The sequence below is a fragment of the Nautilia sp. PV-1 genome, assembly GCF_004006315.1.
In the GTDB taxonomy this organism is placed as follows: Bacteria; Campylobacterota; Campylobacteria; order Campylobacterales; family Nautiliaceae; genus Nautilia; species Nautilia profundicola_A.
In genome coordinates this window covers 325957-341519 of the sequence record NZ_CP026530.1, presented here as the reverse complement: position 1 = coordinate 341519, position 15563 = coordinate 325957, and the positions used below count along the sequence as shown (strand labels likewise).

General features: G+C 36.1%; 16 protein-coding genes. 3 read left to right on the top strand and 13 right to left on the bottom strand.

Translation table 11 applies throughout. The features are described 5' to 3' along the window. Nucleotides 1–167 precede the first annotated feature (167 nt). The 4 genes from rmuC to C3L23_RS01870 are packed head-to-tail and all read right to left on the bottom strand — an operon-like array spanning nucleotide 168 to nucleotide 3744. Nucleotides 168–1766 (bottom strand): DNA recombination protein RmuC, encoded by a 1599-nt coding sequence (gene rmuC, locus C3L23_RS01885; RefSeq protein ID WP_127679470.1) that lies wholly within the window; start codon nucleotides 1764–1766, stop codon nucleotides 168–170. Between the two features lie 9 nt (nucleotides 1767–1775). Beyond that, the gene (locus tag C3L23_RS01880) at nucleotides 1776–2339 is read right to left on the bottom strand and encodes a M48 family metallopeptidase (protein ID WP_127679469.1); all 564 of its coding nucleotides are present in this window, start codon (nucleotides 2337–2339) and stop codon (nucleotides 1776–1778) included. After that, nucleotides 2340–2966: a 3-methyladenine DNA glycosylase gene (locus C3L23_RS01875; protein ID WP_127679468.1), complete on the bottom strand. Its 627-nt coding sequence runs from the start codon at nucleotides 2964–2966 to the stop codon at nucleotides 2340–2342. Continuing rightward, nucleotides 2956–3744 carry a TIGR00282 family metallophosphoesterase gene (locus C3L23_RS01870; RefSeq protein ID WP_127679467.1) on the bottom strand — a complete coding sequence of 263 codons (789 nt, stop codon included), beginning with the start codon at nucleotides 3742–3744 and terminating at the stop codon, nucleotides 2956–2958. Before C3L23_RS01870 ends, C3L23_RS01875 begins: the two co-directional genes overlap by 11 nt. A 25-nt stretch (nucleotides 3745–3769) precedes the next feature. Here C3L23_RS01870 and C3L23_RS01865 point away from each other — a divergent pair, with 25 nt between their 5' ends. Genes C3L23_RS01865 through speA form a run of 3 tightly spaced genes read left to right on the top strand, consistent with a single transcriptional unit; the run spans nucleotide 3770 to nucleotide 7643 of the window. Beyond that, nucleotides 3770–4600: a hypothetical protein gene (locus C3L23_RS01865; RefSeq protein WP_127679466.1), complete on the top strand. Its 831-nt coding sequence runs from the start codon at nucleotides 3770–3772 to the stop codon at nucleotides 4598–4600. Nucleotides 4601–4628: 28 nt separating this feature from the next. Next, the gene (gene hisS, locus C3L23_RS01860; protein ID WP_127679465.1) at nucleotides 4629–5789 is read left to right on the top strand and encodes a histidine--tRNA ligase; all 1161 of its coding nucleotides are present in this window, start codon (nucleotides 4629–4631) and stop codon (nucleotides 5787–5789) included. 27 nt (nucleotides 5790–5816) lie between these two features. After that, nucleotides 5817–7643 (top strand): biosynthetic arginine decarboxylase, encoded by a 1827-nt coding sequence (gene speA / locus C3L23_RS01855; protein WP_127679464.1) that lies wholly within the window; start codon nucleotides 5817–5819, stop codon nucleotides 7641–7643. On the opposite strand, the gene C3L23_RS01850 is transcribed toward speA, so the two are convergent. The 9 genes from C3L23_RS01850 to C3L23_RS01810 all read right to left on the bottom strand — a co-directional run bounded on the left by C3L23_RS01850 (nucleotide 7640) and on the right by C3L23_RS01810 (nucleotide 15561). Beyond that, nucleotides 7640–8164 carry a chemotaxis protein CheW gene (locus C3L23_RS01850; RefSeq protein ID WP_127679463.1) on the bottom strand — a complete coding sequence of 175 codons (525 nt, stop codon included), beginning with the start codon at nucleotides 8162–8164 and terminating at the stop codon, nucleotides 7640–7642. The two genes, speA and C3L23_RS01850, sit on opposite strands and share 4 nt — an antisense overlap. Nucleotides 8165–8173: 9 nt before the next feature. Further along, the gene (locus tag C3L23_RS01845; RefSeq protein ID WP_127679462.1) at nucleotides 8174–10666 is read right to left on the bottom strand and encodes a response regulator; all 2493 of its coding nucleotides are present in this window, start codon (nucleotides 10664–10666) and stop codon (nucleotides 8174–8176) included. Nucleotides 10667–10678: 12 nt separating this feature from the next. Next, nucleotides 10679–11641, bottom strand: coding sequence for a chemotaxis protein (locus tag C3L23_RS01840; protein ID WP_127679461.1), 963 nt, complete (start codon nucleotides 11639–11641; stop codon nucleotides 10679–10681). Next, on the bottom strand, nucleotides 11628–12344 hold the full coding sequence (locus C3L23_RS01835) for a UDP-2,3-diacylglucosamine diphosphatase (RefSeq protein WP_127679460.1): 717 nt from the start codon (nucleotides 12342–12344) through the stop codon (nucleotides 11628–11630). The genes C3L23_RS01840 and C3L23_RS01835 overlap by 14 nt, the downstream gene beginning before the upstream one ends. Before the next feature lie 16 nt (nucleotides 12345–12360). Continuing rightward, nucleotides 12361–13344, bottom strand: a complete 984-nt coding sequence (gene argC, locus C3L23_RS01830; RefSeq protein ID WP_127679459.1) for an N-acetyl-gamma-glutamyl-phosphate reductase — start codon at nucleotides 13342–13344, stop codon at nucleotides 12361–12363. A 20-nt stretch (nucleotides 13345–13364) separates the two neighbouring features. After that, entirely contained in the window at nucleotides 13365–13793 is a 429-nt protein-coding gene (dut, locus tag C3L23_RS01825) for a dUTP diphosphatase (RefSeq protein WP_127679458.1), read from the bottom strand. Between the two features lie 12 nt (nucleotides 13794–13805). Then, nucleotides 13806–14294 carry a transcription elongation factor GreA gene (gene greA, locus C3L23_RS01820; protein WP_127679457.1) on the bottom strand — a complete coding sequence of 163 codons (489 nt, stop codon included), beginning with the start codon at nucleotides 14292–14294 and terminating at the stop codon, nucleotides 13806–13808. Nucleotides 14295–14378: 84 nt separating this feature from the next. Continuing rightward, the gene (lpxB, locus tag C3L23_RS01815; RefSeq protein ID WP_127679456.1) at nucleotides 14379–15413 is read right to left on the bottom strand and encodes a lipid-A-disaccharide synthase; all 1035 of its coding nucleotides are present in this window, start codon (nucleotides 15411–15413) and stop codon (nucleotides 14379–14381) included. Further along, a complete protein-coding gene (locus C3L23_RS01810) occupies nucleotides 15406–15561 on the bottom strand; it encodes a lipid-A-disaccharide synthase (RefSeq protein ID WP_246831082.1) in 156 nt (51 codons plus the stop codon). The genes lpxB and C3L23_RS01810 overlap by 8 nt, the downstream gene beginning before the upstream one ends. Nucleotides 15562–15563: the final 2 nt, after the last annotated feature.

Sequence of the window (15563 nt, the reverse complement as noted above, 5' to 3'; positions counted from 1 at the left end):
TATATTTTGTTAAAATTGTTATAATAAAGAAAAAAAGGAGAGAAAATGTGCCAATTACCTGAATATCATACATGTATTGACGTAGTAATGGTTTGCGGATTCTGGCTGTTCACATTTGCAATGGTAATCAACTACATCAAAGCCTTCGCAAAATAAGCGAAGGTTTTTTATTCTAACATAGCGCTGTCGCTTAAATCTTTCGATATTTCCTTTTTAGGTTTGATTCCGGCTTTTTCTTTAAGTATTTCAATTTGTCTTATTACGTTGCCTCTTCCGGAAGTGAGTCTGTTTTTGGCATTGTCAAATGACTTTTGGGCGCTTTCAAGAGACTTTCCGACTTTTTCGAAATCTTCCGTAAAGCCTCTTACTTTATCATAAAGATTTTCGGCGGCTTTTACCACTTCATCAATATTTTTGGCCTGTCTTTCAAATCTCCAGCTGCTCTCAATAGCTCTTAACGATACCAAAAGAGTCGTAGGAGAAACGAGCACCACTCTTTTTTTAAACGCATACTCAAAAAGCCCAGAATCGTTTTCAAGCGCCAGCATTAGCGCATTTTCGATAGGAACGAACATAAAAATAAAATCAAGGGAATTTACGCCTTTAAGATTTTCGTATTTTTTTTCGGCAAGCGAGTCTATATGGTTTTTAAGCGCCTGAATATGTGCTTTGATATACGCTTTATCTTCCGTTTTTATATATTCCTGATATGCGTTAAGAGAAGTTTTGGCATCGATTATCACATCTCTGTTATTCGGAAGATGAACGATTACGTCCGGACGGTATCTTTTATTGTCCTCGTCGTTTAAACTCACTTCCCTTTCAAATTCTCTGCCCTCTTCCAGACCGCTTAGCTCAAGCACCCTCTCAAGAACAAGCTCACCCCAGTTACCCTGTGTTTTACTCTCGCCCTTAAGCGCTTTTGTCAGGTTTTCCGCATCGGTTGAGAGTTTATGGCTTAGTTCTTTTAAGTTTTTCAGTTCGTTTTGCAGAGCGCTGATTTTTTCTGCTTCGTCTTTACTTAAAAATTCTATTTTTTCTTTAAACTCTTTCATCTGGTTTTGTAAAGGGTTCAATATTTGAGAGAGGCTTTCTTTTGAGGTTTTTGTCATTTTTTCATTTGTTTTTTCCAAGATTTCGTTTGCGAGGTTTTCAAACGATTCTTTCAATTTTTCCTCGCTTTTTTTGAGAAGCTCCAGTTTTTCTTCAAAAGATTTTTCACTCTCTTCAAGTTTTGTTTTCAACTCCTGGTTTTCTACGGAAAGTTTGGAGCTTAACTCCCTTAACCGCTTTAGTTCCTCATAAACATTTTCAAGTTCTCCGGTTTTTTCAAAGAGCTGTTTTTGAGCTTCTTCATATTTGGTTTTTAATTCCTGAAGCTGAATGTTAAGGTTGGAGTTTTCTTTTCTTAAATTTTCTATTTCTTCTTCAAAACTTCTATTTTTTAATTCTTTTTCCGTTAACTGACTCTTCGCTTCTTCATATTTAGTCTGAATTTCTTTTAAAATTTCTTTATTTTTTATATATTCGCTTTCAAGCAGTTCATGTCTGCTTTTGTATTCGTTTAAATTTTTAATCTGTTCTTCACAGATTGCATTTTGCGTTTTTTCATACTGCAGGGCTGCATTAATCTCATTCAGTTCATCTTCTTTCTTTGAAAGCTCTTCCAAAAGTTTTTCGGCTTTTTTTCTCAAAACAAATGCCGTAAATCCCACAGACAGAACCAAAGCCCCTAAAATACCGATTATTAAATAAATATTTTCCATTGCTCCCCTTTATATTTTCTTTTCAAATTCTTTTAGAAGTTTTCTTCTTTTTTTTACGTCCGGAAGATACCTCGCCACCTCATCCCAGAATTTATTCGAATGGTTTTTATGCTTTATGTGAGCTAGTTCGTGTACTACCACATACTCTATCAGCTCTTCCGGAAGCTGCGCGAGATAATAATTGAAACTTATACTGTTTTTAGGGCTGCAGCTGCCCCATCTTGTTTTATTAAATCTGAAAGAAACCCTGCTTGGATACAGATTCATTTTTTCCGAATATGTTTTTACATATTTCAAAACGACAGGAGGCAGTTTTTCTTTAAACAGCTCTTTTACATCAGCTCCGTTTTTATCATATTTTTTACCGAAAAGATAAAAAAACTCTTTTTCGGAAAGTTTATGAATAATATGCTCTGCATGTTTTAGAATAAATTTTTCTATATGTCTTTTAGGCACGAATCCGTTGCACCTTATTTCCACAAATCCTTCTTTTACTTCCAGATACAGATTTTTAATAGGTTTTTTAACTATTTTATATCTTATTTCAGCCCCGTTGAAAAAAAGTCTGTCCATTTATTTTTTCTTCATAAATTCAACGATTTTACCATGAAATCTTGCATAGCACAAATTCAAATCATTCTCGTAAACATCAGAGAGTTTATCCCAGTTTTCTTCAATTCCTCTTTCGCACCACTCTCTCATTTCATCATACGTTTCAAATTCATATCCTTTTTTCTTAAGAAGCCTTCTGGTATATGCGTCTACTACCATTATATCACGTCCGCATGCATAGCAAAGAATAGAATCGGCCGTCTCAAACCCTATGCCTTTTTGTTCAAGCAGCCACTCTCTGTTTACATTTTCCCTGAAACTTTCAAAACTGCCGAAATCCCTTAGAATATTCCGGCTCAAAGCTATAAGGCGCTTTGACTTTTGATTGTAAAAACCCGCCGGTTTTATAATTTCAGACAAAAATACCGGGTCTAAACTTGCAACATCTTCAATTCTCCATTCACCATTTTCCATTTTCCATTTATTAAGGGCTTTTTCGACGTTTTCCCATTTTGTGTTTTGTGTCAAAACGGCTCCGACCACCACTTCAAACGTGCCGTAATTCGGCCACCAGTATTTAGGTTTGTTTATTAAAAGATTTTTGCTTCTTAGTTCTTTTAGAAGCTCGTAAGAATTGCTAAACTCCAACTTCAACCTCCTGGGAAACATACAACTCGCCCTCACCAACGGCTTTAAACTTTTTAGCCGATACGCTCTTATTTTCGTCGGTTTTAATAAGCAGCGCCTGAAAAATAGCCTCGCATTTCTCTTTTACGTCAAAATTATGCTTAAGACCTGTCAGCATATGGGCAATAGGCGCTTTCGCTTCCATGCCAATTACGTTATCCCTGCAGCCCGTAAGACCTATATCCGTCAGATAACAGGTTCCGTCCTCTATTTCCAGATCATCGGTACCGATATGCGTATGCGTACCTACCACGGCTCCCACCCTGCCTTTTAGCATAAGATACATGGCTCTTTTTTCTGCTGTGGCTTCCGCGTGGAAATCCACAAAAATAAACTTATCTTTTCCTTCTACAAATTGATTGAGCTCTATAAACGGGTTTTTGCCGTAAGGCATCGCAAATATCCCCATTGCACTTATTACGATAATATTATCGTCTTCATAATACCATTCTCCCGGAGCTTCAAAATAATTCAGCGGTCTTAATATTTTTTTTTCTTCAAGCAGCGTAAAAGCGTCTTTTTTCTTATCAAAAGTATGATTTCCTCCCGTAAAAATATCCACTCCCGCAGTTTTCAATTCTTTATACACTTTTTCCGTCACACCAAAACCGTGCGCCGCGTTTTCGTAATTAGCAATTACGTAATTAATCTGATACTCTTTTTTTAAAGAGGGAAGAAATTTCTTAACCATTTTTCTTCCCGGTTTGCCTACAATATCGCCTATAAAAAGTATATTCATTAAAATCCTTTGGTAAAATACTAAAATGAAAAAGTTTATTTTATTTATAATTATAATTAATTTATCGTTTGCTACGGACAACATTGTATACAAAAAAACAAAAACAGAACAAAACACCTTATATGAAACCCTTATTTCTATAAAAAAAGGGCTTATCAGCAACGTTAATTTTTTTATACCCGATTATTTGAAAATAAACCCTAAAGAGTCGTTTTTTCATTTTAAAATAAGCTATGATTCGCTAAACAGCAAGGTCTCAACCTCTCTGTCACTGCATTTAAAACTTCCGGGTTTAAAATTTTCCCACATTATTGTTAAAAATAAAACGACAAAACAAAAAAATTTAAAAAAGCAGAATCCGCAGACCAAAAGTTTATATACCTCATTGACAATAAGACCCTATTTAAGAATAAGAGATTCCAAACTCAAGTTTTTTATAAAAAACAGCTTTTTGATTCAAAAAACTTATTATCTTACTTATGCGTTTAACCAGCAGTTTTATTATTATCCTTTTGATAACTACTGGGAAGAATATTCAATAGTAATTATCAAAAAAAAACCTTACACATTCAATACCACCGTATCAAGAACAAAAAACGATTCGTTTTTTACATACACTTCTGGAATTTATAAATCGTTTATTTACAATAAAAGGCTTTATGTTTTAGGATACTCTTTTACGGGCTATACAGACAGGGCTCCTTTTTGCTATTCTCATAAACTGAACCTTGTTTTCAGGCATATTATCAGATCCAAAAGAATATATATAGAATTCGAGCCTTATCTTCTATATTCCAAAACATACGATTATCACTTAAAAGAAGCGGTAAATATAAGTTTAAATTACAAATTTTAGATAAAATTTCATAAAAAAAGGTATTTTAATGATTAAAGCGTTAAGAGGAATGAAAGACATTGAGGACCCTCGTTTTTTAAAAATATTCGATACCGCCAGGGAAATTGCCGAAAATTACGGATATTCATACATAGAAACCCCTATTTTAGAAGAAACGTCTTTGTTTAAAAGAAGCGTGGGAGAAAGCAGCGACATAGTAAATAAAGAGATGTATCAGTTTATAGACAAAGGGGGCAACGACGTCTGCCTAAGACCCGAAGGGACGGCGGGAGTTGTCAGAAGCTTTATAGAGCACAAATACGACAGACAGCAGACTCCTAAGAGATTTTGGTATTTCGGACCTATGTTCAGATATGAAAGACCGCAAAAAGGAAGACTGAGGGAATTCCACCAGTTCGGAATTGAAAGCTTCGGAGAACCTAGCATATACGAAGATATAAACATCATTGCCCTTGCGGCGGATATTTTCGATTCTTTAGGAATTGATTACACTCTTAAAATCAACTCTTTGGGATGCAGCGTATGCATGCCTGAATACAGAAACAAACTGGTTGAATTTTTAAATTCGCACAAAGAAGAACTCTGCGAAGACTGTCAAAGAAGAATCACCCAAAACCCTATAAGAACACTTGACTGTAAACAGCAAAGCTGTCAGGAGATTCTAAAAGACGCCCCAAAAATTACGGACAACCTCTGCGAAAACTGCCAAAAAGACTTCGAAACACTGAAAAAAGGTCTTGAAAATCTCGGCATCAGTTACGAAGTGGACAAAAACCTCGTAAGAGGTCTTGATTATTACACAAAAACGACTTTTGAATTCGTATCAACCGAAATCGGAGCCCAAAGCGCAATATGCGGAGGCGGAAGATATGACAGGCTGGTTGAGTTTTTAGGAGGGAAATCCACACCGGGAGTCGGATTCGCAATAGGAGTGGAAAGAATTCTGGAACTTGTTAAAACAGACGAAATCAGAGACGGTATATATATGGGTGCAATGCTTGACGAAGCTTTGCCTTTTATACAAAAAGAAGCAAAAAAACTAAGACACAACCAAAAAGTGTTCGTAGAAACAAAAACAAAATCTTTAAAAGCGCATCTTAAAGCCGCAGACAAAGGCGGATACAAAAAAGCTCTTATAGTAGGTGAAGAAGAGCTAAAAGAAGGAAAATTTTTCGAAAAAGAGCTATAATTAAATTAAGTTAAACAAAGGCTTAACATGAACTACGGAATAGATATCTGGGGTGCCAACAATTTCTTTATAGAAAACGGCAAACTGAAAATAAACTACGGAAACCAGCCGGCTCTTATAGACATAATAGAAGAAATAGAAGAAAAAGGAATAAAAGGGCCTATTCTTCTCAGATTTCCCCATCTCATCAGAAAACAGATCAATTCATTATACATATCATTCAATAAAGCTATTAAAGAGTTTGATTACAAAGGAAAATTCCAGGCGGTATTCCCGCTTAAAGTAAACCAGTTTCCTACTTTTTTAAAACCTCTCATTAAAATAGCGCATAAATACAATTACGGACTGGAAGCCGGAAGCAAGGCGGAACTTATCCTGGCAATGGCTTATAACAACAAAAACGCCCCTATCACTATTAACGGATTTAAAGACAAAGACATGATACGCCTGGCATTCATAGCCGGTTTTATGGGATTTGACGTAACTATTACTATTGAAGGACTAAATGAGCTCAAATCCATTATAGAAGTCAGTACCGAATACCACAAAATGCCGGTAAATATCGGTATCCGTATTCGTCTTCATACAAGCGGCGTCGGGATATGGGCTAAAAGCGGGGGGATTGAGAGCAAATTCGGACTAAGCTCTACCGAAATTATAGAAGCCATTGAAATACTCAAACAAAACGGCATACTGGACAAACTTAAAATGATCCATTTCCATATCGGCAGTCAGATAAACGATATATCGCCGCTTAAAAAAGCTATCCGTGAAAGCGGTAACATATATGCGGATTTAAGAAAGCTCGGAGCCAAAAACCTGAGCGCCATCAATATTGGCGGAGGACTTGCGGTAGAGTATTCACAGTGGGAGGAAAAACGTGACAAAAACTATTCAATTGAGGAATTCAGCAACGACGTTGTGTATCTTTTAAAAGAAATTTCAAACAAAAAACAGGTTCCTATGCCTGATATTTTCACTGAAAGCGGACGATTTATCGCATCGCCTTCCACTATATTAATAGCACCGGTAATCGAACTTTTTTCTCAGGAATATACCGAAAAATCCTTAAGGTTAAAAAACAAAAACCCCGATCTGGTGGAAGAACTGTTTGATCTTTATGATACACTTAACGAAAGCAACTATATTGAATATTTTCATGACGCTCTGGATCATTTTGAAAGTCTGCTTACACTTTTTGATTTGGGATATATAGACCTTATAGACAGAAGCAACAGCGAAATACTTGTACATCTTATAATTAAAAAAGCTCTCAAATTCGCAACTTCCAGAGGATTTAAAAATAAAGAGCTTAAATCAATTAACGAAAAAATACAGGAAAAATACCTTGCAAACTTTTCTATTTTTCAGAGTCTGCCTGATTTTTGGGGACTCGGACAGAGATTTCCTGTTATGCCTATAACAAAACTGAATATTAGCCCAAACAGAAGTGCGACTATATGGGATATCACCTGCGACAGCGACGGAGAAATACCTTTTAACAAAGAAAACCCTATATATTTACATGACGTTGACCTGAACAAAGAAAAATATTATTTAGGATTTTTCCTTGTAGGAGCCTATCAGGAAATTTTGGGTATGAAACACAACCTTTTCAGCTTCACAAATGAAGCTATCGTAAGTTTTGACGAAGAAGGAAACCACCAAATAGAATTTCTTGAACCGACCCAAAAAATAAGGGAAATATTAATCGATCTTGATTATGATATAAACGAACTTGAATGGAGATTAAAAGACAATATAGAAAACAACATTAAAAACGAAGAAAAACAAAAAGAGATTTTCGGAGAGCTTTTACTACTCCTTAACGATATGGTTTATCTGAAAGATTAAAGATTATTTTCCTGAGAAGGCACTATGTCTTCTCTTTTTATTAAATTATCCACTTTTAAAATAGTAATAATTCTTCCGTCATCCATTCTTCCCACGCCTTCAATTATATCATCTTCATTTGAATAAGTATCCGGAGGAGGAAGTATGTTTTTTTTCTTGATTCTAAGGGCGGAAGTAAGTCTGTCAATAATAAACGCCACATCCTCGTCTTTTATTTTCATAACGATAAATCTTGTATTTTCATCAATATCGTTTGCGGAAACTCCGAATTTTATTCTTAAATCTATAAGTGGAAGCACGTTACCCCTTAAGTTAAACACGCCTAATACGTAATCAGGAGTAAACGGAACCCTTGTCCATTCTATAGGTTTAATAATTTCCTGAATGGATAAAATAGGAACGGCAAATTCTTCTTCACCCACTATAAATCCCACTAACTGTACAATCTCTTCAGAAACGTTTTCTTCCGGCTGCGTAAGAGACTGTTGCTGCTGTTTTACGATTTCGTTTAAACTTCCCATTTTTTACCCTTATAATCCAAGATTTCTTCTAACTACGTTTTGTAAATATTCAGGAGTATACGGTTTTGTAATATATTCGTTCATTCCCACTTCAACACCTCTTACCCTGTCTGATTTTGTAGTTCTGCTCGTAACCGCTATTAAAGGCAGTTTTCTGTATTTGTTATATTTTCTTATTTCCTGCGCTAACGTATAACCGTCCATTCTAGGCATTTCAATATCTATAAGCATTGCGTCGACTTCATTGTTTTTAAGCATCTGAAGGGCTTCTACGCCGTCTTTTGCCTCTATAAGATTTACTCCGAGTTCTTCAAGCGCGTTTCTCATGATTTTTCTGTCCATTGCGCTGTCATCTACAAGCATAACGGTATAATCGCTAGGTTTTTCTTTTTTCTTTTTAGCTTCGTTTAGAGATTCGGTTACTATTTTTTTGTTATGGGTTTCTTTAGCCAGTTTCATTAAAGTACCCACGTCTATAATAAGCGTAACCCTACCGTCGCCTCTGATAGTAGCACCGGCAATTCCAGGAATACCTTTTAAAAATTCGCCCAGTGATTTAATGACAATCTCTTCCTGACCTATAAATCTGTCTACAATAAGACCTATTTTAGTGGCACCGAGTCCTAAAATAACGACATACAGATATTTTTCAGGTTCGAGTACTTTTTCGATTTCAAAAATATCCGCCATATTTACAAGAGGAAGCACTTCCTCACGGAGTTTAAGTACGCTTTTTCCTTCAATTGTATAGATATCTTCTTCTACGATTCTTACAGTTTCTATAACGTTTGAAAGAGGCACGGCAAAAAGATCTTCCTGACTTGCCACAAGCAGAGCCTGAATAATTGCAAGTGTTAGAGGGATTTTTAGTTTGAACGTACTTCCTTTACCCGGAGCCGAGTCAACTTCAATAATACCGTTAAGTTTTTCAATATTCGTTTTAACAACGTCCATTCCGACTCCGCGTCCTGATACGCTTGTAACTTTAGCAGCTGTTGAGAATCCCGGCTTAAAGATAAGCATAAACGCTTCTTTATCGCTCATATTAGCTGCTTCGCTTTCGGTAATGATTCCTTTTTCTATAGCTTTTCTTTTTAAGACCTCAGGATCCATACCTTTACCGTCGTCTTTAATTTCGATAACGATCATATTACCTTCGTTATAAGCCCTAAGCCATACAGTACCTTCTTCCGGCTTTCCGAGTTTTTTTCTCTCTTCCGGCGGTTCAATACCGTGGTCAACGGAGTTTCTGATCATATGCACAAGAGGATCGCCTATTTCTTCGATAATTGATTTATCAAGTTCAGTATCTTCACCTTCGATAATCAGTTTAACTTTTTTACCTAATTCGCGTGAAAGGTCTCTGACTAAACGAGGGAATTTGTTAAATACTTTACCGATAGGAAGCATTCTTGTTTTCATAACGGCAATTTGAAGGTCTGTAGTCACTATAGAGATACTTGACACAACCTGATTAAGTTCTTCAAGGAATTTTTCGCCTTCATATCTTTCTTCTACGTCGTTATAAATTTTAATAAGCCTGTTTTTGGCAAGAACAAGCTCACCTATCAGGTTCATTAACTGGTCAAGTCTTTTTACATCAACCCTGATAGTCTGTTCGGCCACGGATGAAATCGCTTTTCTAACTTCTTTTTTCTTTTGTTCTTGTGTAAGTTCCTGTTTTTTAGCAGGCGCTATTTCTTTTTTTTCTTCTTTTTTTTCTTCTTTTGTCTCTTCAGATTTCTTTTCTTCTTGGCTTTGTTCTTTTTTATCTTCTTTAGGTTCGGTTTTGCCGCCTTTGTTTCTAAGCTCAACTAAATGTTCAAGCACCGCATCGGCTTCTTCGGGAGAAAGCGAATCAAGATCTATTTCATCGGCATTTTCAAGAGTTATGTCTTCTAAATTGATATTGCCTATTTTTTTAGGTTTTTCTTTTTTGTTTCTAAGCTCAACTAAATGCTCAAGCACCGCATCAAGCTCTTCAGGCTCTAAAGAATCAAGATCTATTTCATCTGCGTTTTCCAGAGTGATTTCATCTAAATTAATGTTTCCGACAATTTTAGGTTTATTAGAAGATTCCTGACTTTCAGATTCGGCTTCTTTTTTATTTTCTCCGTTTACAATAGCGTCAAGTTTGACTACGATAGGCTCAATATCTATATCCGGAGCCGAATCATCGCCGTTGTCTCTTATGTATTCCAAAATACCTTTCATGGCGTCTACGGACTCAAGAATGACGTCCATTATTTCAGGAGTAATGGTAAGCTCGCCTTTTCTTGCTTTATCCAGCACTGCTTCCATGTGATGCGTAAGTCTGGTTAACTTATCAAAATTTAAAAAACTTCCGCTTCCTTTAATCGTATGCGCGACTCTGAATATTTTATTAAGAAGATCCAGATCATCGGGAGAGTTCTCCAGCTCAACAAGATCCTGGTCCATCTCCTCTATCATTTCAAAAGCTTCTACAAGGAAGTCTTCTAATAATTCTTGAATTTCATCCATAGCCTACCTTTCTTAAGAATTATTTTCTTTATGGTTTTGTAAAATATCCGCAATCTGCTGATAAAATTTATTTGAATCGAATTTAACAAGATATCCTTCAGCACCTACGGCCTTACCTCTTATATCGCTGAATGCGTCGGAAATAGACGAACTGAACACAAGAGGAATATCTTTAAATCTTTCATCCGCATGTATTTTAGCCGCCATATGATATCCGTCCATTTTAGGCATTTCAACGTCGCTAAGGATAAGTTTTAATTTGTCTTTCAAATTATCCCTGTATACTGCATATAACTCTTCAAGCTTTTGAAGGCCTTCCTCTCCGTTTGTTGCCTCAATAACTTCAAATCCCATTTTTTCAAGCGCGTCTCTTTCTATTCTTCTGGCCGTAGCAGAGTCGTCCACAAGCAACACCATACCGCTGAATTTTTGAATAGAATCCAAATCAACGTCTTCAAGATTTGCTTCAAAAAGACCCATTTCTTCAACAATACTTTCCAAATCAAGTATTAAAAGAATTTCGCCGTTTTCTATTCTTGTAATACCGGTGATTTTACTTCTGTCCAGTTTTCCCTGGCCGACACCGAACTGAGCCGGTTCGATATCCGCCCAGCTGATTCTTCTGATTCTTTTAGCGTCATGAACGATAAAACCTATAAGGATATTATTAAATTCCGTAATAATCACTCTTTTTTTAATAGGAGCCTCATCTTCGCTCGGCACCGTAATTCCCATCCATTTTGCCAGATCAACGACAGGGACAACCACTCCCCTTAAATCGAAAATCCCTTCAATATAATCTTCGCTTCCAGGCAGCTCAGTGAGTTCAGGCATTTTTATAATTTCTCTTACTTTAGCAACGTTAATACCGTAAACACCTTCATAAATACCGCCGTTCGGTTCTTTTTTATAAAGTCTGAAATCGACAAGTTCTAATTCGTTAGAGCCTACTTTTAGCGTTTTATCGTCCATCATATCCTATTTCCTTTATTATCGGATTATTGTCTAATTGTATTAAAATATAGCTTTTAGTGCAAATAAATGCCGGCAAATTTATATACTCTCTGTCTTGAAAATGTAATATTCTGTTTTGATGGTAATGACCTTCAATAATTATACCATAATCGTATAATTTTAACTTTTCTTTAATTTTTTTTTCAAAATTTTCAAGCTTTTTACAGCTTATTTTTTTAGAAAGAATTTTTTTAAACATCCAGTTGTTTATGAAGTTCAGGGAAATCACATTCAATATTTTTTCAACTGTTTCGTTTCTTATAATTTTTACATACATCCTGTACAAAGAATCGGTATCGGTTAAATCGCCGTGCGTTAAAAAAATATTTTTTTTATCGTCAAAAAAAGCATCGGCAAAAACCGCGTTTGGAAAAATTTTTTCTATATTAAAATCATGGTTTCCCGGAGTATAAAACACTTCCGTTTTTTTAGAGAGTTCATTTATAAGGTTTACGGCTTCTTTATTATAATTTTTCAAATAGGCAAAAGGCAGAAGAAGATGAAAAACATCCCCCAGAAAAAACACCTGAGGAGGCGGGTTTTCAATCCATTTTTTTAAAAGATTTAAAAACTTTTTATCCCCTTTTTTATAATGCACGTCGGCAATTACGGCCGCTTTGTCTTTCAGTTCAATTTTTTTAACTTTTAATTTTTCACTTTTCACTTTTCACTTTTCACTTTTACGGAACATAGGCTATTTTAGGCAGTGCGAGCCCTTCTTCAAATCCGAACATAAGATTTGCGTTTGCAACCGCCTGGCTGGAAGCCCCTCTTAAAAGATTGTCGATTACGCTGTTAATAAAAAGCATATTGCCGTTTTTAACGGCAAAAATATCGCAGTAGTGCGTACCCGCAACGTTTTTAATTTCCACCGGCTTGCCGCTTATTCTTATAAATTCTTCATTTTTGTAGGTTTCTTGTAAAATTTCTAACGGGTCTATCTCTTTTTTCAGTTTTGCATATACGCTAACCTGCATTCCCCTCGTAATCGGCAGAAGCTGCGGAACAAAAGTGACGTTTAATCCTGTTTTTTCTTTTATTTCAACAGAATGGCGGTGTTTTACAGGGTTATAGGCAAAGAAATTCTCATTGTCTTTTACAAAATGAGTAGTCGAGCTGAGCTTCTTGCCTGCTCCGCTTACTCCGCTTTTGGCATCTACGAAAACACCGTCTTCAATATACTCTATAAAAGGATAAATAGCCAGTATGCTGGCTGTAGGATAACATCCCGGATTTGCAATTAAACTTGCTTTTTTAATATACTCCCTGAAAATTTCAGGCAGTCCGTATGCCGAATTTTCAAGATTTGCAGGATCGGTATGAGGACAGTAATAATCTTCGTAATTTTTCTGATTAAGCCTGTAATCCGCTGAAAAATCGACTATTTTAGTTTTGCCGTAAAGCTCTTTTACCAGCGCCATGGCTGTTTTGTGAGGAACGGCAAGAAAAACCAAATCATATTTTGCCAGTTTTTCGGTATCGGATTTTTGTATTTCACATTCAAACACACTTTTAAGCGAAGGATAAATTTCTTCTATTCTCTCTCCTCCTTCGCTTCCGAAAAGCCCTGATATTTCAAAATGGGGATGGTTTAACAGTATTTTTATAAGTTCCAGCCCCGTATAACCGCTCGCCCCAACTATTGCCACACTGATTTTTTTCATTCTCAATTCTCCATTCTAAATTATTTCCCTGTGCTCCCGAATCCTCCGGCACCTCTGTCGGTATCGCTTAATTCTTCAACCTCTGTTATTTCCGCCTGTACCACAGGAGCTATTACGGCCTGAGCTATTCTTTCTCCCTCTTTTATCTCAAAAGCCTCATTTCCGTGATTGATTAAAAGCACTTTTATCTCTCCCCTGTAATCGCTGTCAATTGTGCCAGGAGTGTTTAATACCGTTATACCGTGTTTGTATGCCAAACCGCTTCTCGGTCTTATCTGCACCTCGTATCCGAACTCGATCTCAAAAGCCAGACCAGTGCCGATAAGTTTTCTCTCTCCGGGATTGATAATTACGTCTTCTATCGAATGCAGATCAAACCCCGCTGCTTCTTTAGTCTGATATGCGGGAATAACCGCATTTTTATTTAATTTTTTAATTTTAAGTTTCATCTAAAACCTTTATTAGCTAAAACAGATATTTTCAAAACAGATTTTATCTATTTCATATACTTTAACGCCCCCCGGAAGATTTACTTCCACCTCATCTCCAACTTCTTTTCCGATTAACGCTTTCGCCAAAGGAGAATGATAAGAAATCAGCCCTTTTTCAGGGTTTGCTTCCGGAGCTCCCACTATAGTGTATTTTTCTTCTTCATCCGTATCAACGTCTATAAGATAAACGGTGCTCCCGAACGCCACCCTGTTATGGGCGTGCTCACTAGGATCCACTACAACGGCTCTACTTAATATATCGCTGAGCTCCGCTATTCTTCTTTCAATATGAGACTGCTTTTCTTTCGCCGCGTGATATTCCGCGTTTTCTTTTAAATCCCCGAGTTCTCTTGCGCTGTCTATTTCTTTAGCCACTTCGGGTCTTGCTTTTGTTTTCAAATACTCAAGCTCTTTGCTTAATTTTTCATATCCGTATTTAGTCATCGGTTCTTTATGCATTATTATCCTTTATACCGTATATTTTTTAATAATTATATCTAAAAAGTTATAAAGTCGTTAAGTTGTGTAGGTTTAAAGCCGTATTTACTTTATTAATAATTTCACCATGTTTTCGGCACTTCCGTATTTCAATATTTCTCTAAGTTTTTTTGATTTTCTTTGAAATTCCGCAAAATCGCTATTTTGAAAATCATTAATTAAATCCTCAATATCAAAATCCTGCAGATATTCACTGTGAAACTCTCCAAGGCCTTCGCATTCAAAAATTATATTCGCCAGCCCTACGTAATTAAGCTTAACAAACGTTTTGGCGATAATATATTCTATTTCACGGGCTTTATACATAAGAACGAAAGGAGTGCCTATAATCGCTGCTTCAAGCGTAGCCGTTCCGCTGCATATATACGCAAAATCGCTTTTCAACAAAGCCTTATGCGCATCATAAACAATCTCAAAACCGCTGACATCCCCGTAAATCTCATTTATATTATTTTTATAAATTTCAGGCACGGCCAAAAGTTTGCCGCCAGGCAGATGCTTGATAAGCTCTCTGAATACCGGCATTAAAGATTTTATTTCACTTTTTCTGCTGCCGGGTAAAAAAGCTATATTTCCGTATTTTTCACTGTCCCTGTAAAATTTTATTTCATCAAGCAGAGGATTGCCCACATATACGCCGTCTTTCCATATTTCTCTTTCGAACGGAAAAATATACGCCTTAACGTCCACGTATCTGTTTACGTCTTTTATTCTGCCTTTTTTCCATGCCCAGACTTTAGGCAAAATATAATAAATTATTTCTTTATCGGGATGTTTTTGCTTTATTTTTTTGGCAAGTCTTAAATTAAAACTCGGCGCGTCAATCAAAAGCACTTTATCCGCTTCGCCGGCCATATCGCTTAATTTTTCTATAGCCTTTTTGGCAAGTCTGATTTTAGGAATTACATCCAAAAATCCCATCACGTTAAACTCGTTACCGTCTATTATAGGATTTCCAAGACTTTTATCAAACACTCCCGTAATTTCACACTTTTCACCTTTTACTTTACACTCATTCAAAATTTCTTTTAAATGCAGGTTTGCGCTCGGCTCCAAAGCGCTTACAAGCAGTTTATTCAAATTCAACCTTTGACTGGTTAATTACTTTTTTTGATTTTCCGGCATTTCTTTTTTGAGATTTTAATTTCTCATTTTTCACTTTTAACTTTGCGCTTTTGCTTTCAACGATTTTTCCGTCTATTAAACAGCATCCGAAATTTGTCTGCATAC